Genomic DNA, 19,887 nt, shown 5'->3' on the forward strand with positions numbered 1-19,887 from the left:
GCATGCCAGCCTCCACCCAGCAGGCAGCTTGAATCAGATCCAACCCCTCAAGGGAATCCCATTTCCGATTCAAAAACTAAATGACACGCTCTAGAGAATTTGTCGTCTTGTCAGACGCTCTAGATGCCACGTGCCAAAAGCGTGCAACTCCGGCGCTATCTGACTGAGCCAGAAACCCTTCAGGACTCTGGCAGGACCAGATCCTTTACCGGCTATAGAAGCGTTCGCTCTGGCCGCTGGCGATAGGGCGCGGCGGCCGGGGCAGAAACGCGCTGGTGCGGGCGCGGTAGGCGGCGTAGTCCGGCCGCGACTGGACGAGATGCGATTCCGTCACGCGCACGGAAACGCCCACCATTACAACTATGAGCAGAAAGGGGCCCGCGAACGCCAACGCGTGGCCGGACAGACCGTAGGCGACGAGGGCGAGGCCGATCCAGAGCACGGCCTCGCCGAAATAGTTCGGGTGGCGGCTCCAGGCCCACAGGCCACGTGCCAGAGTTGCGGTGCTGCCGTCCCGCTTATGGCGGGCAAGCTGCCAGTCGGCCACTCCTTCGATGACAAAACCGATCGCGAATAAGATGAAGCCGGTCCCAAGCGCCCAGGTCGTTTTCCCGGACGGAGGGAAGGCGAGGGCCGCATGGATCGGGGCTGCGATCAGCCACTGCAACAACCCTTGCAGCAGAAAGACCGAAAACAGGCTGCGCCACCAGAACGACGGTCCGGTCGCCTCCCGCATGCGTCGGTAGCGGGCGTCCTCCGCCGAGGCGGCGCGATGGCGGAGACCGAGATAGGCCGTCAGCCGTAGCGCCCACAGCCCGATGGCCGCGGCGAACAGGAACCGCATGAGGTCCATGCTCGGCCCGGCGACAAGCTCCAAGGCAGCCAGGACGGCGAAACCTAGCCCCCAGTAGTAGTCGACGACGCCCACGTCGGACATCGCGACATGAATTCGCCACATCCACGTGAACATCAGCAAGGTGAGCGCCAACGTGGCGGCAAGGATCAGGACGGGGGACGCGGTCATTTCAATACCGTCTCCACTCGTGACAGGTCGGTTTGATCAAAGTCGGTTCACTCGGTCGTGATGCCGGTTGATGCCGGCGGGGGATCTCGCCGGCTCGTTGTTTGTTAACCCTCTCCGTGGTACCCCTTGATTGAACAGGGTCACCGGACGGCCCTAGGTTTTTCGGAGTTTCGACGATGTCCCTACGCGTGCACTCGGCGGCCGGATCAGCCGGCCTCGGCGGCAGGTTCCGGATGGCCGGTCTTGCGCTCGCAGCTTTGGTGAGCGTAACCGGCGCACTTCCCGCCCTGGCGCAAGGGGGGAGCCCGCTGCAGGCACTTCAGGACTACAAGGTTCGCGCCGAATGGGCCGACCGGTTCGACGCGACGTTGCCGGCGGTGAGTGCTGTGAAGTCCTCGCAGCCGACGCTGTCGCCGGAAACGGCCAGCTATATCGAGCAGTCGATCCAGCGCTATCAACAGATCGTGTCGAAGGGCGGCTGGCCGCTGCTTCCGCCCGGCCAGCCGGAGTTGCGCCTGGGCGTCAAGGATCAGCGGGTCAAGATTCTCCGCCAACGCCTGATGATCTCCGGCGATCTCAGCCAGACGGCCGGGGCGGCGCTGACGTTCGATTCCTATGTCGACGCGGCGGTCCGCCGGTTTCAGCTTCGCCATGGGCTCAACCCGGACGGCGTGGTGGATCAAAACACGCAGATCGCAATGAACGTGCCCGCGGATGTCCGGCTGCGCCAGCTTGAGACCAACTTGGTGCGCGTGCGCTCGATGTCGGGCTATCTCGGCGATCGCTACGTGATGGTGAACATTCCGGCGGCCGAGATCGAGGCTGTCGAGAACGGTCAGGTCCGCTCCCGCCACACCGCCGTGGTCGGCAAGATCGATCGTCCGTCGCCGGTGCTGTCGAGCAAGATCTACGAGATCAATTTCAACCCGTACTGGACGGTGCCGGTCTCCATCATCAAGAAGGATCTGATCCCAAAGATGAAGGAAGACCCGGAATACCTCACGCGCAATCACATCAAGATCTATCGCTGGGGTAATACCGAGGAAGAGTTCCAGCCGACCGATATCGACTGGAACACCGACGAGGCGGCGCAGTACATGTTCCGGCAGGAGCCGGGCGAGGGGAACTCGCTCGGGTCGGTCAAGCTGTCGTTCCACAACCAGTATCAAGTCTACATGCACGACACGCCGGCCAAGAATTTGTTCGGTCAGGACTTCCGGTTCCACTCTTCGGGCTGCGTCCGGGTGCAGAACGTGCGTGAGCTGATCACCTGGCTGCTGCAGGACAACGGCTGGAACCGCGCCCAGGTCGATGAAACGATCCGCTCCGGCGAGCGTCTCGACGTGGACCTGAAGACGCAGACACCGGTCTATTTCAGCTATATCACCGCCTGGGCGACGGCCGACGGCGTGGTGCATTTCCGTCAGGACATCTACGACCGCGACGGCGCGGAAGGTCTGGCGCTGCGCTGATCCACATGTTCGCCGTTTGAGCCGGACCGGCTCTGACCAAGGCCCGTGCTGATGCGCGGGCCTTTTTCGTGTGGAGCGAGGGGCGTTCGTCCAACCGCGCGAAAAGGAGCGCGTGGGGTCCTGTTGCAATGGCGCCCAGGCCCCACTATCGTCCGCCAGCATCGCAAGCATGTCGCTTTTGAAATCGCCGAACGCGGCGATCCGGCCTAATTTGACCGCGACTCGGACGCGGATGGCCGACTCTTCCTGCGAACCGGTAGGTCCCTTTTCCCGGCCGACAGGCTTGCGAACCGCTGTTGCCGGGAACACTCATCAGGTCCTTGACCCGAAAGACGGACAGCTATGACCATGCAGAGTTCTTCCTCCGCCGCCTTTGAACCCGAAGAGACCGGGTTCTTTACGACCCCGCTCGCCGACGCAGATCCCGAGATTTTCGGTTCGATCGCCCAGGAGCTCGGTCGCCAGCGGCACGAGATCGAGCTGATCGCCTCTGAAAACATCGTCTCGCGCGCCGTGTTGGAGGCGCAGGGGTCGATTCTCACCAACAAATATGCCGAGGGCTATCCGGGCCGGCGCTACTATGGCGGCTGCCAGTTCGTGGACATCGCCGAAAGCCTGGCGATCGACCGGCTGAAGCGCCTGTTCGACTGCGGCTTCGCCAACGTGCAGCCGAATTCCGGCAGTCAGGCAAACCAGGCCGTCATGATGGCGCTGGCGACCCCCGGCGACACCGTGCTCGGCATGAGCCTCGATGCCGGCGGCCACCTTACTCACGGCGCCAAGCCGAACCTCTCCGGCAAGTGGTTCAACGCGATCCAGTACGGCGTTGGCCATAACTCCGGCACGATCGACTACGACCAGGTCGAAAAGCTCGCGAGCGAACATAAGCCGAAAGTCATCATCGCCGGCGGCTCGGCCTATTCGCGCACCATCGATTTCGCCCGCTTCCGGGAGGTCGCGGATTCGGTCGGCGCCTATTTCATGGTGGATATGGCTCACTTCGCGGGTCTGGTTGCCGGTGGCGTGATCCCGAGCCCGGTGCCGCATGCGCATGTCGTCACCTCGACGACGCACAAGACGCTGCGCGGACCGCGTGGCGGCATCGTGATCACCAACGACGCCGAGATCGCCAAGAAGATCAATTCGGCCGTGTTCCCGGGCTTGCAGGGCGGGCCGCTGATGCATGTGATCGCCGGTAAAGCGGTGGCGTTCGGCGAGGCGCTGACGCCGGCGTTCAAGCTCTACGCTCGGGCGATTGCCGACAACGCCAAGGTGCTGGCCGATACGCTGAAGAACAACGGCTTTGACATCGTGTCGGGTGGTACGGATACACACCTGATGCTGGTCGATCTGCGGCCGAAGGGCATCACCGGCAAGGCGGCGGAAGCATCGCTGGAGCGTGCCGGTATCACCTGCAACAAGAACGGCGTTCCCGGCGATCCGGAGAAGCCGACGATCACCTCCGGCATCCGGCTCGGCACGCCGGCGGCCACGTCACGCGGCTTCGGAACCAAGGAGTTCCAGGAGGTCGCGGCGCTCATCACCGAGGTGGTGGACGGTCTGGCGAAGAACGGCGAAGACGGCAACGGCGACGTGGAGAAGGCGGTGAACACCCGCGTGCGGGCGTTGACCGATCGCTTCCCGATCTATCAGGGTCTCTGATCTTCGATGCGATGCCCGTACTGTGGTGGCAGTGATACGCAGGTGAAGGATTCCCGGTCGACGGAGGACGACACCGCCATCCGTCGGCGCCGGGTCTGCCTGACCTGTGGCGGGCGCTTTACCACCTTCGAGCGGGTCCAGCTTCGCGAGCTCACGGTGATCAAGCGGTCGGGCAAGCGTATGCCGTTCGACCGCGACAAGCTGATGCGTTCCGTACAGGTGGCTATGCGCAAGCGACCGACCCCTCCGGAGCAGGTCGAGCAGATGGTCACCGGCATCGTGCGCCAGCTCGAAAGCTCCGGCGAGAGCGAGATCACCGCCGAGGAGATCGGCAACCTCGTGATGGAAGCGTTGAAGACCATCGACGACGTCGCCTATGTGCGATTCGCTTCGGTCTATAAGGACTTCCGCGAGGCGAAGGACTTCGAGGCCTTCATCGGCGAGCTCGCCCAGCCTGACGACACGGATACGGTCTCTCACGATCAATGACGACGGCGGGTGTCAGTTGGGAAGCGCCGACGGCGCGAGAGTCCCATGCCCAAGAGCGGGATGCGGCGGGAAGGCCGGGTCCCGCTTCTTCTGATTCAGCGTTGGACCGGCGGTTCATGGCCGCCGCTTTGGCGCTTGGCCGGCGCAACGCGGGCCATACCTGGCCGAACCCGGCCGTCGGTACGGTCATCGTGCGGACCGATGGCCCAACCCCTCGGGTGGTCGCCCACGGCTGGACCGATGTTGGAGGCCGGCCGCATGCGGAGGTCAGGGCGCTTGCTGCCGCCGGCGAAGCGGCCAAGGGCGCGACCTGCTATGTCAGCCTGGAGCCTTGCGCTCACTATGGCCGCACCGGCCCGTGTTCCAGCGCATTGATCGAAGCGGGCGTTGGCCGGGTGGTGAGTGCGCTCGACGATCCGAACCCGCTCGTCTTCGGTCGCGGCCTGAAGCGGATCGAGGCAGCGGGCATTCCCGTCACCTCTGGCGTGCTTTCCGAAGACGCCCGGCGTGCGCACGCCGGGCACATCCGTAAAATGCTGGATGGACGGCCGCATGTACGGCTGAAGCTCGCGATATCCGACGACGGCATGATCGGGCGCACAAGTGAGGGTCAGGTCAAGATATCTGGGCCTGAGGCTTGGGCGCGTACGCACCTGTTGCGCACCACGACGGATGCCGTTTTGGTCGGGATAGGCACCGTTGTGGCCGACAACCCCGAACTCACGTGCCGCTTGCCGGGCCTTCTCCACCGCTCGCCGGTGCGCGTGGTGCTTGATCCCTCGGCGCGGCTTCCTTTGGACAGCCGGCTTATGCAGACAATCGACATCGCACCTGTGTGGGTGGTGGTGGCGCCTGACGCACCGAAGCCGCGAATGGAGGCGTTGGCGGAGCGGGGCGCGGTCGTAATTCCGCGACTGATTCGACCGGGTGGCGAGCTCGATCTTCACGATGTGCTACGTGGGCTTAGCGATCGTGGACTGACCACCATGCTCGTCGAGGGCGGGGCCCGTGTCGCGCGGTCGTTTCTGGACGCCGATTTCGTCGACGAGGCCATTCTCTACAGAGCGCCGATGCGGATCGGGACGGGCGGAATCCCCGCGCTCGGCGGACTCGATGTCGATGCCGTCTTCGATCGTCCACGGTTCGATCTGCTACGGGAAAGACTGGTCGGCGTCGATCGCATGACCCATTTCTGGCGAGCGACCTGACCGTCTGTTTTGCCGCGCTTTCGAACGGGAAAACCGGTTTCCACTTTTCCTGAGCCAGAGGCTTTGCGCATGTTCACCGGACTTGTCACCGATGTCGGAACCGTTGCCGACATATCCCCAATCGAAGCGGGGCAGAGGGCGGTGATCGAAACCCGCTATCCGGCCGACGGCATTGCGCTTGGTGCGTCGATTGCCTGCTCCGGTGTTTGTCTGACGGTCGTTGACTGCGTCGCGACCAACACGGGCGGAGCCCGCTTTTCCGTCGATATTTCACCCGAAACGCTGGATCGCAGCACGCTTTCGATATGGACGCGGGGCACGCGGATCAATCTGGAACGCTCCCTCACGCTGGGCGACGAGCTCGGCGGCCACATTGTCACCGGCCATGTCGATGGCGTTGCTGAGCTTTTGGACCGCGCCGAAGAAGGCGAGATGGCGCGCTTCGTGTTTCGCGCGCCGGACGCTTTGAAGCGCTTCATTGCGGAAAAGGGATCCGTCGCGCTCGACGGGACCTCGCTCACCGTAAACGGGGTCGAGGATGCCTGCTTTACGGTGATGCTGATCCCGCACACGCTGGCCGTCACGACATGGGGCGAAGCCAGGGCGGGAGACATGGTCAACCTCGAGGTCGATATGATGGCGCGCTATGTGGCGCGACTTCAGGACGTACAAAATTTGTCTGCGCAAAGCTGACGTCCCGTGTTGGCGACTGGACAAAGTCGGGCGCGCATGGTTGGTCTCTGCGCTCGCGAATTCCAGGTGCGGCGACGGCCGCCCGCTCACGGATCTCGGCGCGGCGACCGCGAACCGATCCGTCTCAACAGGCGTTTTGAACCATGAAACAGACGGCTCCCCATGCGCTTGTGATCGAGGCGCGCTTCTATACCGATCTCGCCGACGCCTTGTTTGAGGGGGTTCGTCGGGTGTTTGATGAGCGCGGCGTCACCTACGAGCGAATTGCGGTGCCCGGCGTGCTGGAAATTCCGGCGGCCCTGTCGATGGCGTTGACCGCGCAGGACGACGACCGGGCCGATTTCGATCTGGTCGTGGTCACCGGCTGTGTGATCCGCGGCCAGACCGGTCACTATGATATCGTAGCCGGAGAATCCAACCGGGCGATCATGGATCTCGTGGTCGAAACCGGCCTGACGTTGGGCAACGGCATTTTGACCGTGGAGAATGGCGAGCAGGCGTGGGAGCGGGCCGACGTCAATCGGCGCAACAAGGGCGGTGGCGCCGCGGAGGCGGCCCTCGCCATGTACGAGCTTTCGACCCGTTTCGGCGCGTAGGCCGTTCGCATTAAATCTTGGAAAAATCCGCCCAGCGGATTGAAAACGTTAATGAAATCCACTTCAGGAACCGAAATGGCCTTGGCCGATCCTTCGTCGAATCCGGACCGTCCCGCCAATCAGCGCGGGGTCGCGCGGTTGGCTGCCGTTCAGGCGCTTTATCAGCTTGAGATCGGGCAGGCGCCGGTCAACGACGTTATCGCCGAGTTCGAGCTGTTTCGGCTCAAGCAGGAAATCGAGGGCGCATCGTTGCGCGATATCGATTTCGGCTGGTTCCGGATGATCGTCTCCGGTGTGGTGGCGGAGCAGCGCGAAATCGATCCCCGCGTCAACAAGGCGCTGGCGATCGACTGGCCGCTGAAGCGGGTGGACGCCACCTTGCGCGCCGTCCTGCGCTGCGGTGTGTATGAGCTGCTCAAGCGGCGCGACGTGCCGGCGCGCGTGGTGATCACCGAATATGTCGAGGTCGCCAAGGCCTTTTTCGACGAGGACGAGCCGCGCATCGTCAACGGCGTGCTCGATCGGATCGGCCGAGAACTCCGGCCGGAGGAGTTGGCGGACAGGCCGCGTCCGGACGCGCAATGAGCGGGGACGACCGGCCGGGCGAATTCGAGCTGATAGAGCGCTTTCTCGCGCCGCTCGCTTCCGACCCCGGCGCGGCAGGGTTGCAGGACGACGTCGCGGTCATCTCCAGCCGACCTGGCATGGATCTGGTGGTGACCAAGGATGCCATCGCGGCCGGCGTCCATTTCTTTCCCGAGGACCCTCCCGATACGATCGCGGCGAAGGCGCTGCGCGCCAACCTCTCCGATCTTGCTGCCAAGGGCGCCGATCCGTTCGGCTATCTGATGGCACTCGCGCTGCCGAAAGACTGGTCGACAGACTGGCTTGCCGGCTTTGTCGGCGGGCTTTCGGCGGACCAGACGAGCTACGGCGTCACGCTGCTCGGTGGCGATACACTGACGGCGTCGGGTGGACTGACGGTCTCCATCACGGCCTTCGGTTGGCTGCCGAGGGGATCGATCGTGCGTCGCTCCGGGGCGCGTCCCGGCGATCGGCTGTTCGTGACCGGCACGATCGGGGATGCCGCGCTCGGTCTTGCGCTAAGGCTTGAGCCGGGGAAGGCCGAAGCCTGGGGGCTCGATGACGATCAACGCGATCACCTGCTTGCCCGTTATTTGAAGCCGGAGCCACGGACCGCTGCGGCCGCGCACGTGCGGGCGTTTGCATCTGCCGCCCTTGACGTCTCCGACGGCCTCATCGGCGATCTCGCCCACCTCGCCGAAGGCTCCGATCTGGCCGCGCGGATCGAAGCGGCCCGCGTACCCATCTCACCCGCCGTTGCGGAGGCCGCGCGCGCCGATCCCGCAGCGTTCCGCCAAGCACTCACCGGCGGCGACGATTTCGAGATCGTCGCCGCGGTTCCCCCCGACCATGCAGCAGCGTTCGTCGCAGCCCTTTCGGAATCCGGCGTCGCTGTCGCAGAGATCGGCGTCTGCGCAGAAGGCGAGGGGGTCCATGTGGAGGACGAAGCGGGTCGCCCGTTTCCTTTGGACGGCACGTCCTTTAGTCATTTCTAATGACCTTCGCCGCTCGGCTTGTGTCCTGGCCGGGTTCGTCGCATCGTGCCGGCGCTTGAGGCATGTTCGGGCAAGCGGATTCCGGTTTGCCCGATGCTTTCGTTTGCTCCAGTCTTTCAGAGTTCTCGATGTCCACCACCACTGCCGATTTGCCCCTGATCGACGATCGTCTCGCGCGACGTAACGCGCTGCTTTTGGCTGCCGCCCAGGCGATCGGCGGCGCGATGATGTCGATCACGATCGCGACCGGCGGTCTCACTGGCTTCTATCTGCTCGGCCCCGACAAATCGCTCGCGACTTTGCCGGTTACCACGATGGTTCTCGGCACCGCTTGCGGGACCGTCCCGGCCGCGCTGTTGATGCGTCGCTTGGGCCGCCGCGGTGGGTTTCTCACCGGCGCTGGGATCGGAGCCGTCGGTGGCGTCGCTGCCTGCCTGTCGGTTCTCGCCGGAGCCTTCTATCTGTTTGCGCTCTCCACCTGGGTGACCGGGTTTGCCGCCGCCTTTGTCCAACAATATCGCTTTGCGGCCGCCGACACGGCGAGCGCGTCCTTCCGGCCCAAGGCGATTTCCTGGGTATTGGCCGGCGGAGTGCTGGCCGGGGTGATCGGTCCGCAAGCGGTGATCCTCACCCGCGATATGTTTTCGCCGATCCAGTTTGCCGGCGCCTTCCTGGCCCAAAGCGCGCTCTGCCTGGTGGCGATGGCAATCCTGTCCTTCGTCTCGATCCCAAAGCCGACGGGGCAGGCCGGCGGATCCGGCGGCCGGTCGCTCGTCACGATCCTGACGGAGTCCCGGATTGCGATCGCGGTCATGTGCGCGGTGGTGTCCTATGCCCTCATGAGCCTGGTGATGACGGCCGCGCCGCTGGCCATGGTCCAGTGCGGGCTGTCGGCGGACGATGCGGCACTCGGGATCCAGTGGCACGTGATCGCCATGTTCGGGCCGAGCTTTTTCACCGGAACCCTGATTGCGCGCTATGGCCGCGAGACCATCACCTTTGTCGGGCTCGCGCTGCTTGCCGCCACTGGGATCGTCGCGCTCGCCGGGCTGACGGTCACGCATTTCTGGGTGGCGCTGATCCTGCTCGGCCTTGGTTGGAATTTCGGCTTCATCGGCGCGACGGCCATGCTGACCGATGCCCAGCGCCCGGAGGAGCGCGCGCGGGTGCAGGCGGCCAATGACTTTCTGGTGTTCGGCTGCGTCGCCGCCGCGTCATTTTCGTCCGGCAAGATCCTGAACGTCGCCGGCTGGGAGACCGTCAACTGGGCGCTGTTCCCGGTCATTGCGCTGGCCGTCGTCGCGCTCGCCTGGCTCGTGCTGACCGGCCGCCACAAGACAGCCTAAAATCGTGACTGCCTGTGGTTTCCCTTGACGCCCCCCGGTCCGACCGGCACCAATATTGACGCTCCCATCGGCCGATGCGCCGAACATAACCAAAGAAAAAGCGACTTAATCGGCCGATCCTGGGGAGCGGTCGGCTTGTCGAGGGAGGAATTGGAATGGTGGGAGTGCTGCTCGTAATCCTGTGCGGACTGTTGTCCGTGCTCTACGGCATTTGGGCGATCCGTTCGGTCATGTCGGCCGACGCCGGAACGGAACGGATGCGCGAGATCGCCGGAGCGATCCAGGAAGGTGCGCAGGCGTATCTTGCGCGCCAGTACACCACCATCGCCATTGTCGGCGTCGTTATCTTCATTGTCGTCGCATTCCTGCTGGGGATCGCCGTTGCCGTCGGTTTCGCCATCGGCGCGATCCTGTCGGCCGCGGCAGGCTTCATCGGCATGCTGGTCTCCGTGCGCGCCAATGTGCGCGTCGCCCAAGCCTCCAGCACCAGCCTCGGAGCCGGACTGGACATCGCCTTCAAGTCGGGCGCGGTGACCGGCATGCTAGTCGCCGGCCTCGCGCTTTTGGGCGTTGCCGTCTACTACCTGATCCTGACGCGTATGCTGGGCTTTGCTCCCGGCGACCGGATGGTGGTGGATGCGCTGGTCGCACTCGGCTTCGGCGCCTCGCTGATCTCCATCTTCGCCCGTCTCGGCGGCGGCATTTTCACCAAAGGGGCGGACGTTGGCGGCGACCTCGTGGGCAAGGTGGAAGCCGGTATTCCGGAAGACGATCCGCGCAACCCGGCCACCATCGCCGACAATGTGGGGGACAATGTCGGTGACTGCGCCGGCATGGCGGCCGACTTGTTCGAGACCTATGCGGTGACGGTCGTCGCCACAATGGTGCTCGGGGCGATCTTCTTCGCCGGTACCGATCTGCTCACGTCGGCGATGCTCTATCCGCTAGCGATCGGCGGTGCCTGCGTCGTTACATCGATCATCGGCACCTTTTTCGTCCGGTTGGGGGCCAACCAGTCGATCATGGGTGCCCTCTATAAGGGTTTCATCACGACGGCGATCCTGTCGCTGATCGTGCTTCTGCCGGTCACGGCGGTTGTATTCGGCGGTCTGACGGAGCCGCTGACCATCGCAAACGGGCTCAGCTTCACCCCGCTGGCGCTCTATTTCTGCGGCGTCACGGGCCTTGCCGTCACGGGACTGATCGTCTGGATCACGGAGTACTACACCGGCACCGGCTTTCGCCCTGTGCGTTCGATTGCGGACGCGTCCCAGACCGGTCACGGCACCAACGTGATCCAGGGTCTGGCGATCTCGCTTGAGGCAACAGCGCTGCCGGCTCTCGTCATCATCGCCGGCATCATCGTCACCAACTCGCTTGCCGGGTTGTTCGGAATCGCGATTGCGGTGACGACCATGCTTGCGCTCGCTGGCATGGTCGTGGCGCTCGATGCCTTCGGGCCGGTCACCGACAATGCCGGCGGCATTGCGGAGATGGCGGACCTGCCCTCGGAAGTCCGCGATACGACCGATGCGCTCGACGCCGTCGGCAACACCACCAAGGCGGTCACCAAAGGCTACGCGATCGGCTCCGCCGGCCTCGGCGCGTTGGTGCTGTTCGCCGCCTACAACCAGGATCTCCAGTACTTCATCGCGAACTCCGCGGAATATCCCTATTTTCAGGACATTCCCGCCGGCGCGCTGAATTTCTCGCTGGTCAATCCATATGTGGTGGTGGGCTTGTTCTTCGGAGGCCTCTTACCGTTTCTGTTCGGCGGCATTGCCATGACGGCGGTTGGACGCGCGGCCAGCGCCGTGGTCCAGGAGGTGCGCCGACAGTTCCAGGAAAAGCCCGGGATCATGCAGGGCACTGAGCGTCCCGATTATGGGCGCGCGGTCGACATGCTGACCAAGGCGGCCATCAAGGAGATGATCATTCCGTCGCTGTTGCCGGTTCTGTCGCCGATCGTGGTCTATTTCGTCGTGCTCGCGATCGCCGGCAAAGCGGATGCTTTCGCAGCGGTTGGCGCGATGCTTTTGGGCGTGATCGTCACGGGCCTGTTCGTGGCGATCTCGATGACCGCCGGCGGCGGTGCCTGGGACAACGCCAAGAAGTATATCGAGGACGGCAACTACGGTGGAAAGGGGTCGGATGCCCACAAGGCAGCCGTCACCGGTGACACGGTGGGCGACCCGTACAAGGACACCGCGGGGCCGGCCGTGAACCCGATGATCAAGATCACCAACATCGTCGCACTGCTGCTGCTGGCCGTGCTGGCGCACTAGAGCATGTCCACGCCAAGTGGAAACCGGTTGGCCGTCCGGACATGCGTCAAAACAAAGGGTTAGAGCCTGTCAGCGTTTCCGTGAAACGCTGACAGGCTCTAGAGCGCTTCCAGGCCAAGAGGAAAGCGGGTGGCCGCCCGGAAACGCGTCGAAACAATAATTTGGACCCGATCCGTGATTCTGAGAAAAGCGGAACGGGCTTAAAAATCGGAATGCGAAGGGAGCCCCGTTCTTGGACGCCCCCTTTTGGGAAACACAAAAACGCCCGCGCTCCAGCCGGATCGCGGGCGTCTTCGTTATGGTAGGCAGGCGCCCCTTTTTTAGAGGGTCGGCTGCAACACGCCCTTGAGAACCTGCGAGACGAACCCGATGTCTTGACCCGTCGTCGGTGTCACGCGAGCGATGTAGTCGAACACCTTGCCGTCCTTGAGACCGTATTCGGCGATTTGCTCTACCCGGCCGTTCTCGTCGAAATAGACCGCGACGATACGGCGGTCGACGGTACGGGGATTGAGAAAGCGAACCGGTTGCTCCTCGGTCTGAGAGATGTAGTAGAAGACTTCGCTGTTGGTCACGCCCGTGGTGGACGGCGTGCCGAGCGCCAGTTCGACCTGTTCGCGGCTCGCGCCGACAGGGGCCTGCTGGAGCTGCTCCTCGGTGATCTTCTGGCCGTGGACCAGCGTCTCCGATGTACAAGCGGTAAGGCCGAAGACGAGAATCAGCGCGGCGAGACCGGCGCGGGTAACCGGAAGGGGAGCGGACGCCGGCCGGGCCGGGCCGCTGGTGCGGCGAAAGCGAACGGTTCTTTCCATATCGGCCCGACGGGCCTCCACTTGATCGATGCGTGAACGGAACATGATTTTCGGTTTTTTCAATCGTCGCAGGGGTGAAGTGGCCGCGCCCCTCTATTCGTCGATCGTGGCACAGGCACGGCAGACGTCCTTTTATCGCGATTGGTCGGTTCCCGATACCGTCGACGGCCGGTTCGAGATGGTGGTCTTGCATTTGGTGCTCGTGACGGAACGTCTGCGTGGCCCGCACCGGGCGATTTCGCCGATCGCGCAGGACTTGTTCGATTTCTTTCTGCTCGATATGGACCGCTCTCTCAGAGAAATGGGGGTTGGCGATCTCTCGGTGCCCAAGCGCATGAAGAAGATCGGCGAAGCGGTCTATGGCCGCTTCGACGCATTCGGACCGTTGTTGGAAACCGGCGATGGCGAGGCGCTTGCCAAAGCGATCGAACGCAACATGTTCCCGGAGACATCCGAACCCGAGGCCTCAGAGCGAATCGCCGCCTATGCGATTTCCGCGTTCGCGCGATTGGCTTCCCAGGCGACATCCGATATCGAGGCGGGGCGGATCAGCTGGCCGGATCCGACCGCAACCCAAGAAGGACAGACCGGATGACGGAGACCTTTCCGCTCAGCCATCCGATTTCGGCGGGCGATGTGCCGCCCGATGGCGAGACCGTGACGTTCAGCGCCGACGAGACCGAGCGCAAGGCGCTGGCCGATACATTCGATCTCGACGAGATCCGCTCTCTCGATGTGAGTTTTCTGATCAAGCCGTGGCGAGGTGACGGACTGTCGGTGGCTGGGACCGTGGATGCCGTCGTTGTCCAGCCGTGCGTTGTCACGCTCGCTCCCGTCCGGCAAACCATTCGCGAGACCGTCGATCTGCACTTCCTGCCGGAAGCACGGGTGCGTGAGGATGTGAGCGAAGTCTCCGTCGATCCCACCGGGGAAGACCCGCCGGACGTTTTCGATGGCGATTCCCTCGATCTCGGTGCGATCGCCGCCGAGCATGTGGCGCTCGGCATCGATCCCTATCCGCGTGCGCCCGGTGCACGCTTCGATCCCCGCGAGGCGGGAGTTGGCGACAAAGAGCCGTCGCCGTTCGCCGTTTTGGAGAAACTGAAACGCGGCGGCGATCAATGAGTTCGCGGCGAACCATGGGGCAAAATGTGGTTGTGCGGGCGATCGAAACGGGTATTGTCCACCGGCCGCTCGGCACGGTGCCGACCCATCGCTGCGGCTCGTCCAAGCCGTGGCTTTTGCGGCATGTAGCGGTCGGAAAGAGCAAAATCGGGGCCGGCGCCGCCCTATTCGAAGTCCCTAACAGCCTCTAGGTCCGACAAAGACATGGCGAAAAACGTCACGCTCTCGCTCGATGCCATGGGCGGCGACGGAGGACCCGAGGTGGTGCTTCCGGGAGCCGAAATCGGACTGGAGCGCTGTCCGGACATCCGCTACGAGATTTTCGGCGATCTTCCCCGGCTTGAGCCGATCCTGGAAAAATGTCCGCGCCTGAAAGAGGCGAGCCAGCTCCACCACTGCGAAGTCGCGGTGCAGATGGACGACAAACCGAGCCAGGCGCTGCGCCAAGGGCGCTGGAAGTCGAGCATGTGGAAGGCGCTCGAAGCCGGCAAGAATGGCACCGCCGGCGCGGTGGTGTCTGCGGGCAACACCGGTGCGCTGATGGCGATGGCCAAGTTCTGCCTGCGCACCATGCCGAGCATCGAACGCCCCGCCATTGCGGCCATATGGCCGACCATTCGAGGCGAATCCATCGTGCTCGATGTCGGCGCCACCATCGGCGCGGACGCGCAGCAATTGATCGATTTCTCGATTTTGGGCGGGGCCATGGCCCGCGCGGTATTCGGAATCGAACGGCCCACGATTGGGCTCCTCAATGTCGGCGTCGAAGAAGTGAAAGGCCTTGAGGAGATCAAGGCGGCCGGGCGCATGCTGCGCGAAGCGGGTCTCGCATCGATCGACTATACCGGCTTCGTCGAAGGCGACGATCTGGGCAAGGGCACTGTGGACGTGGTGGTGACGGAAGGTTTTTCCGGCAACATCGCGCTGAAAACCGCGGAAGGCACGGCGCGCCAGATTTCGGAATATCTCAGGGCTGCCATGAGCCGGACCCTGCAGGCGCGGCTCGGCTATCTGCTCGCAAAGCCCGCCTTCGACCGGCTGCGCGAAAAGATGGATCCGCGCAAAGTCAACGGCGGCGTGTTTCTGGGCTTGAGCGGTCTCGTCATCAAGAGCCACGGCGGCACCGATGCGGAAGGCTTCGCGTCGGCGGTGGAACTAGCCGCCGATATGGTGCGTAACGATCTTATGAGCCGCATTGCCGCAGACATCGACGCCTATCACGCATCGGGCGCAACAGTACGGACGGAACAGGGAAAGGAGGCGGCTAAGTGAGCGTAACCCGCGCAGTTGTTTTGGGGTGCGGGAGTGCGCTTCCCGATCGTGTCCTGACAAACGCCGAACTGGCGGAGATGGTTGAGACGTCGGACGAATGGATCGTCCAGCGAACCGGAATTCGCGAGCGCAGAATTGTGTCGGAGGGCGAAACCACGGCCGACCTCGGGCTCCGCGCAGCCCAGCGCGCGTTGGCCGACGCCGGTGTCGAAGCCGAGACGATCGATCTGATCGTGCTGGCGACGGCTACGCCCGACAATACTTTTCCGGCCACCGCCGTCACGATCCAGGAGCGGCTCGGGATTTCCAGCGGTGCGGCGTTCGACCTGCAGGCGGTCTGTTCCGGTTTCGTGTTCGCGCTGACCACCGCAGAGGCCTACCTAAAGAATGGGCTTGCGACTCGTGCCCTGGTCATCGGCGCTGAGACCTTCTCCCGCATTCTGGACTGGCAGGACCGCAGCACCTGTGTTTTGTTCGGCGACGGTGCTGGCGCGGTGGTGTTGGAGGCGCAGCCGGGCGCGGGGACTTCGGCGGACCGTGGGATCCTGGCCAGTAAGCTGCGCTCCGATGGTCGCCACAAGGAAAAGCTTTATGTCGATGGCGGTCCGTCTTCGACCCAGACCGTCGGCCACCTGCGCATGCAGGGCCGCGAAGTGTTCAAATATGCCGTCGCCATGATCACCGACGTGATCGAAGATGTGTTTGAAAAGACCGGGACGACAGCCGATGACATCGCTTGGTTCGTTCCGCATCAGGCCAATAAGCGTATTATCGATGCGACAGCACGCAAGCTCTCCATTCCCGATTCCAAGGTGGTCACCACCGTCGACCGGCATGGCAATACTTCGGCGGCATCGATTCCGCTGGCCCTGGATGTGGCCGTGAAGGACGGACGGATCAAACGCGGCGATCTGGTGTTGTTGGAAGCGATGGGCGGGGGCTTCACCTGGGGTGCCTGCCTGTTGCGCTGGTGATCGCATTAGGCTGTCACAAACACGCTTTAGATCCTGAGTTCAGTGAGTTGCGCGGTTGACCGGAAGGCACTTGCGCAATACGTTTGCGAAGGTCTGTCGGCGACCGGTTCGGATGCCGACCATCCATATCCGCGAGGAAGCCATGTCGGGACGGACCGTAACACGGGCGGACCTGTGCGAGGCTGTCTATCAAAAGGTCGGTCTTTCCAGGACGGAGTCCGCCGATCTTGTCGAGATGGTCATCAAAGAGATCGCGGAGACGCTGGTTGGCGGAGAACCGGTCAAACTGTCGTCGTTCGGCACTTTCGTGATTCGCGATAAGGGCGAGCGGATTGGCCGTAACCCCAAAACCGGCGAGGAAGTGCCGATCGCGCCACGTCGTGTTCTGGTGTTCAAGCCGTCCAACGTCTTGAAGAAGCGGATCAACGACGCGCTGGCGACGACGGGACTGCAACCAAGCGAGTAGATCCCGAAGGCCCGAAGGAATGGCGCCGTCGCAAGATGCCTCGAGCGACCAGAAGGGTCCGGAGGCCTACCGAACCATCAGCGAAGTCGCGGCCGAGCTCGACTTACCGCAGCACGTGCTGCGGTTCTGGGAGACGCGGTTCGGCCAGATCAAACCCTTGAAACGGGCAGGGGGGCGCCGCTTCTATCGCCCCCAGGACATCGAGCTCTTAAGCGGCATCCGCCATCTGCTTTATTCCGAAGGCTTGACGATCCGTGGGGTGCAGAAGGTGTTGCGCGAACAGGGGCCCCGTCATGTTGCCGCGATCGGCCGGGGCCAGGCTGAGCCGGCTGTCGCCGAAGCTCCGCCACCACGGCTCAAGCCGGCCAGTTTCTCCGAAAATATGGAGGAGGCTCAGTCCTTCTTTCCATTTCCCGATACCCCCCATGATGCCCAGCCGGATTTGCGGGGCGGGATCTCAAGACCGCCAGCATTGAAGCCCGCCGCCGAGGAGAGCGACGACGACTTCCCCGTGTTTTCAGGTGCTCGCGGAAAGGCAGAGGTCCCGAAGCGCCTGCCGGAGAGGGCGGCGAAGCGGCCGGCTGATGAGGTGGAGCTCGAGAAGGATTGGGAGGAGGCGCCCGCACCACCCATGGCTGGCGCTGCTGCCGATCCCGACGACGCGCCGGACGACGGATTTGAGTCCTATGAGAGCGAGGAACTTCCGAAAGGGATTCTGCGCGACGACGCGGAATCCGACACGCCGGAGTCCGGTTCCGGCTTTCGCTTTCTCGACCGGCTGAAGCGCGATCCGCATTCCGCTCGTTCCGGCGGCGAGGGAACGAGCTTGTCGCGAGAAGACGTGCGCGACCTCCAGGCCGCTTTGTTCGAACTCTTGGAATGCAAGCGGCTTCTCGACCGCGTTCGCTGAGCGCCGGCCCTCAAGTGACTTCTGGTGTCCGCAAGACCGATCCGCTAGAGCGTTTCCAGGCCAAGTGGAAACCGGTTGGCCCTCCGGAAACACGTCGAAGCAATAACTTAGAGCCGCTCCGGGATTCCGGTAAATGCGGAACGGGTCTAGCAAAAAAAAAACGAGAGCATCAGGCGATGCAGACCGTTCGCCTGATGCTCTGAGTTGCTAGGCGATCGCGAACGCGATCCCCGTGCGGACGTCTCTTCCTAGGCATGCCCTATGACAAAGGGGTAACGATCCCTTTGATTTTTGGCGGGCGACGCGTCGGCTAAGGAGTGGGATCCGATCTTCGCAAAACCCCGGCACGACATTCACAAAGCTCCGAAACTCAAGGCCTGATCCAGGGACCGGAGTTTGGTTTGCGTTGGGGCTCGGAGATAGAGATCTCTCGAGGCGCGCCAATGTCCTGCTTGAGATTGAGCCGCCAGCTCGTCAGGTAGATCGAGACCAAAAAAAACACTGCCCCGAGGGGGGCCGACGGGAAGAACAAGGTGCTCTCAAAGAGATTGAGCGACAAGATGCCGATCATGAGACAACTCACGGCATAGATCGGCACCGGATCCTCGCCGTGGCGCGCGCCAAGCTGGAAAATGATCCAGATCGTGTTGGCAAGGGAGACCAGGAAAACGGCTACGACGACCGCTCCCAGCACGCCAAGCTGGACGGCGATATCGAGATAGCCGTTATGCGATTGGTTGTAGGAGATCAGATCGTCGTAGTTGCTGCTCCACCAGCCGTACTTGTTGAGCAGCGGATGGGCGTCCGGCGGAACGGACCAATGGGCGCCGAAGCCGCGACCGAGGAACGGATTGTCCCCGATATAGCTGAGCGCGGCCGCCCAAAGTTCATTCCGCCCGGTAAAGGTGGAATCGCCCGAAACCTTTCCCAGAAGGTCCCAGAAACTCCATCCCTGAAGGCCCAACACCAACAGCATCAGCCCAGTGAACGCGCCCAGAAGGGCCACCAAAATAAGCCAGCGATTTCGTCCCGACCGCGCCAGCATCAACATGGGCAGCACGACGAGCGCGATGATGACGGTAAAGCCGATCGCGTTCTTCGATCGGGTCAGCATGAGAAAGACAAGGCCGAGGCCGAAGACGAGGAAGGCGGCGAGCCTGGTCGGCATGGTGCGGGAGGCGAATCCACCAGCGGCAAGAAAGACCAGCGCCACGAAGGCGAACAGCCCTGCGGAATTCTTTTGATAATGCAGCCCGGCAAAGCCGAGATCTGTCCATGCGATGTCGGGAAGCACGACAGCCGACGACAGGTCGACGATAACTCCGATGCCGCAAGCGAGCGCCCAAATGCCAACATAGCGCGTGGCGGAGGTGATCCAGACGGACGTCCCGATCCCGATCCCGAGATAGATCCAGAACACCATGGCGCGGCGCACGGTCAGCCCGGGAAACTGAGACCACAACAAAGAGACCGTCATCACCCCCAGCACCAAAAGTGCGGGCCAGCTTGCCACAACCAGGCGCATCGCCGCCTGCGACCGAACGAGCGCAAGTACGATCGACCAGCCAAATAGGCCCATCAGCACCAACTGGCGGATCTTGTCGCCTTGCGCCTCCGCCCCGGCAGCTCCGCCCGACGCTAAGGCACCGAAGCCGATGACTTCGAAAAAGACGAAGACAATGAGGAGAACGGCCGCCGACCATGACAGGAAGGTCTCAAGCCTTGCATCGGCAGACGTGCGCGGACGGTACGAAGGCGACCCGAGCGAATTTCCGTCCGAGCCCCTGAAGATCAGTGGGCGAGGGCCTGCCGCAATGAACGGCGCTTCTACGGGCGACGCGCGAAAGAAGGGGCTTCGGGAGAGGCGTTTTGGTCGCAAGGTCTAACCCGTCGAAAGTGGAACCGGTTTTCCGCCCCGCATCCTGTTTAAACCAGGAAGACAATCAGATCTTATGAGTCTGGATCGATTCGAT

General features: G+C 63.1%; 18 protein-coding genes and 1 pseudogene. 16 read left to right on the plus strand and 3 right to left on the minus strand.

The features are described from left to right. Positions 1 to 205 precede the first annotated feature (205 nt). A complete protein-coding gene (locus HNS03_RS11090; RefSeq protein ID WP_367195321.1) occupies positions 206 to 1,024 on the minus strand; it encodes a DUF1295 domain-containing protein in 819 nt (272 codons plus the stop codon). A 176-nt stretch (positions 1,025 to 1,200) separates the two neighbouring features. Here HNS03_RS11090 and HNS03_RS11095 point away from each other — a divergent pair, with 176 nt between their 5' ends. The 10 genes from HNS03_RS11095 (at position 1,201) to HNS03_RS11140 (ending at position 12,355) form a co-directional block, all read left to right on the plus strand. Further along, complete coding sequence (locus tag HNS03_RS11095) at positions 1,201 to 2,496, plus strand: murein L,D-transpeptidase (protein WP_367195322.1); 1,296 nt, start codon at positions 1,201 to 1,203, stop codon at positions 2,494 to 2,496. Between the two features lie 348 nt (positions 2,497 to 2,844). Beyond that, entirely contained in the window at positions 2,845 to 4,158 is a 1,314-nt protein-coding gene (glyA, locus tag HNS03_RS11100) for a serine hydroxymethyltransferase (RefSeq protein ID WP_367195324.1), read from the plus strand. 6 nt (positions 4,159 to 4,164) lie between these two features. After that, positions 4,165 to 4,647 carry a transcriptional regulator NrdR gene (gene nrdR, locus HNS03_RS11105; RefSeq protein ID WP_367195325.1) on the plus strand — a complete coding sequence of 161 codons (483 nt, stop codon included), beginning with the start codon at positions 4,165 to 4,167 and terminating at the stop codon, positions 4,645 to 4,647. Between the two features lie 116 nt (positions 4,648 to 4,763). Then, complete coding sequence (gene ribD, locus HNS03_RS11110) at positions 4,764 to 5,855, plus strand: bifunctional diaminohydroxyphosphoribosylaminopyrimidine deaminase/5-amino-6-(5-phosphoribosylamino)uracil reductase RibD (protein ID WP_367195327.1); 1,092 nt, start codon at positions 4,764 to 4,766, stop codon at positions 5,853 to 5,855. Positions 5,856 to 5,924: 69 nt separating this feature from the next. Further along, complete coding sequence (locus HNS03_RS11115; RefSeq protein WP_367195328.1) at positions 5,925 to 6,548, plus strand: riboflavin synthase; 624 nt, start codon at positions 5,925 to 5,927, stop codon at positions 6,546 to 6,548. 143 nt (positions 6,549 to 6,691) lie between these two features. After that, positions 6,692 to 7,144 (plus strand): 6,7-dimethyl-8-ribityllumazine synthase, encoded by a 453-nt coding sequence (gene ribH / locus HNS03_RS11120; RefSeq protein WP_367195330.1) that lies wholly within the window; start codon positions 6,692 to 6,694, stop codon positions 7,142 to 7,144. 75 nt (positions 7,145 to 7,219) lie between these two features. Continuing rightward, positions 7,220 to 7,729 carry a transcription antitermination factor NusB gene (nusB, locus tag HNS03_RS11125; protein ID WP_367195332.1) on the plus strand — a complete coding sequence of 170 codons (510 nt, stop codon included), beginning with the start codon at positions 7,220 to 7,222 and terminating at the stop codon, positions 7,727 to 7,729. Beyond that, a complete protein-coding gene (gene thiL / locus HNS03_RS11130) occupies positions 7,726 to 8,724 on the plus strand; it encodes a thiamine-phosphate kinase (protein WP_367195334.1) in 999 nt (332 codons plus the stop codon). The genes nusB and thiL overlap by 4 nt, the downstream gene beginning before the upstream one ends. Before the next feature lie 128 nt (positions 8,725 to 8,852). After that, entirely contained in the window at positions 8,853 to 10,070 is a 1,218-nt protein-coding gene (locus tag HNS03_RS11135; RefSeq protein WP_367195335.1) for an MFS transporter, read from the plus strand. Between the two features lie 155 nt (positions 10,071 to 10,225). Continuing rightward, the gene (locus tag HNS03_RS11140; RefSeq protein ID WP_367195336.1) at positions 10,226 to 12,355 is read left to right on the plus strand and encodes a sodium-translocating pyrophosphatase; all 2,130 of its coding nucleotides are present in this window, start codon (positions 10,226 to 10,228) and stop codon (positions 12,353 to 12,355) included. Between the two features lie 320 nt (positions 12,356 to 12,675). On the opposite strand, the gene HNS03_RS11145 is transcribed toward HNS03_RS11140, so the two are convergent. Beyond that, complete coding sequence (locus HNS03_RS11145) at positions 12,676 to 13,212, minus strand: outer membrane protein assembly factor BamE (protein WP_367195337.1); 537 nt, start codon at positions 13,210 to 13,212, stop codon at positions 12,676 to 12,678. A gap of 34 nt (positions 13,213 to 13,246) precedes the next feature. Here HNS03_RS11145 and HNS03_RS11150 point away from each other — a divergent pair, with 34 nt between their 5' ends. The 6 genes and pseudogenes from HNS03_RS11150 to HNS03_RS11175 all read left to right on the plus strand — a co-directional run. After that, positions 13,247 to 13,762, plus strand: a complete 516-nt coding sequence (locus tag HNS03_RS11150; protein WP_367195338.1) for a ubiquinol-cytochrome C chaperone family protein — start codon at positions 13,247 to 13,249, stop codon at positions 13,760 to 13,762. Next, positions 13,759 to 14,292 (plus strand): DUF177 domain-containing protein, encoded by a 534-nt coding sequence (locus HNS03_RS11155; protein WP_367195339.1) that lies wholly within the window; start codon positions 13,759 to 13,761, stop codon positions 14,290 to 14,292. The genes HNS03_RS11150 and HNS03_RS11155 overlap by 4 nt, the downstream gene beginning before the upstream one ends. 204 nt (positions 14,293 to 14,496) lie before the next feature. Next, positions 14,497 to 15,564: a phosphate acyltransferase PlsX gene (plsX, locus tag HNS03_RS11160; RefSeq protein ID WP_367195341.1), complete on the plus strand. Its 1,068-nt coding sequence runs from the start codon at positions 14,497 to 14,499 to the stop codon at positions 15,562 to 15,564. Beyond that, positions 15,561 to 16,538, plus strand: coding sequence for a beta-ketoacyl-ACP synthase III (locus HNS03_RS11165; RefSeq protein ID WP_367195343.1), 978 nt, complete (start codon positions 15,561 to 15,563; stop codon positions 16,536 to 16,538). The genes plsX and HNS03_RS11165 overlap by 4 nt, the downstream gene beginning before the upstream one ends. Positions 16,539 to 16,680: 142 nt before the next feature. Beyond that, positions 16,681 to 17,004, plus strand: a complete 324-nt coding sequence (locus HNS03_RS11170) for an integration host factor subunit alpha (RefSeq protein ID WP_367195530.1) — start codon at positions 16,681 to 16,683, stop codon at positions 17,002 to 17,004. Positions 17,005 to 17,023: 19 nt separating this feature from the next. Beyond that, a pseudogene (locus tag HNS03_RS11175) lies at positions 17,024 to 17,302 on the plus strand (MerR family transcriptional regulator); the annotation flags it as partial. Between the two features lie 982 nt (positions 17,303 to 18,284). Here the strand turns inward: HNS03_RS11175 and HNS03_RS11180 are convergent. After that, complete coding sequence (locus HNS03_RS11180) at positions 18,285 to 19,793, minus strand: O-antigen ligase family protein (protein ID WP_367195344.1); 1,509 nt, start codon at positions 19,791 to 19,793, stop codon at positions 18,285 to 18,287. Positions 19,794 to 19,887: the final 94 nt, after the last annotated feature.

This window comes from Amorphus sp. 3PC139-8 (assembly GCF_040750475.1).
In the GTDB taxonomy this organism is placed as follows: Bacteria; Pseudomonadota; Alphaproteobacteria; order Rhizobiales; family Amorphaceae; genus Amorphus.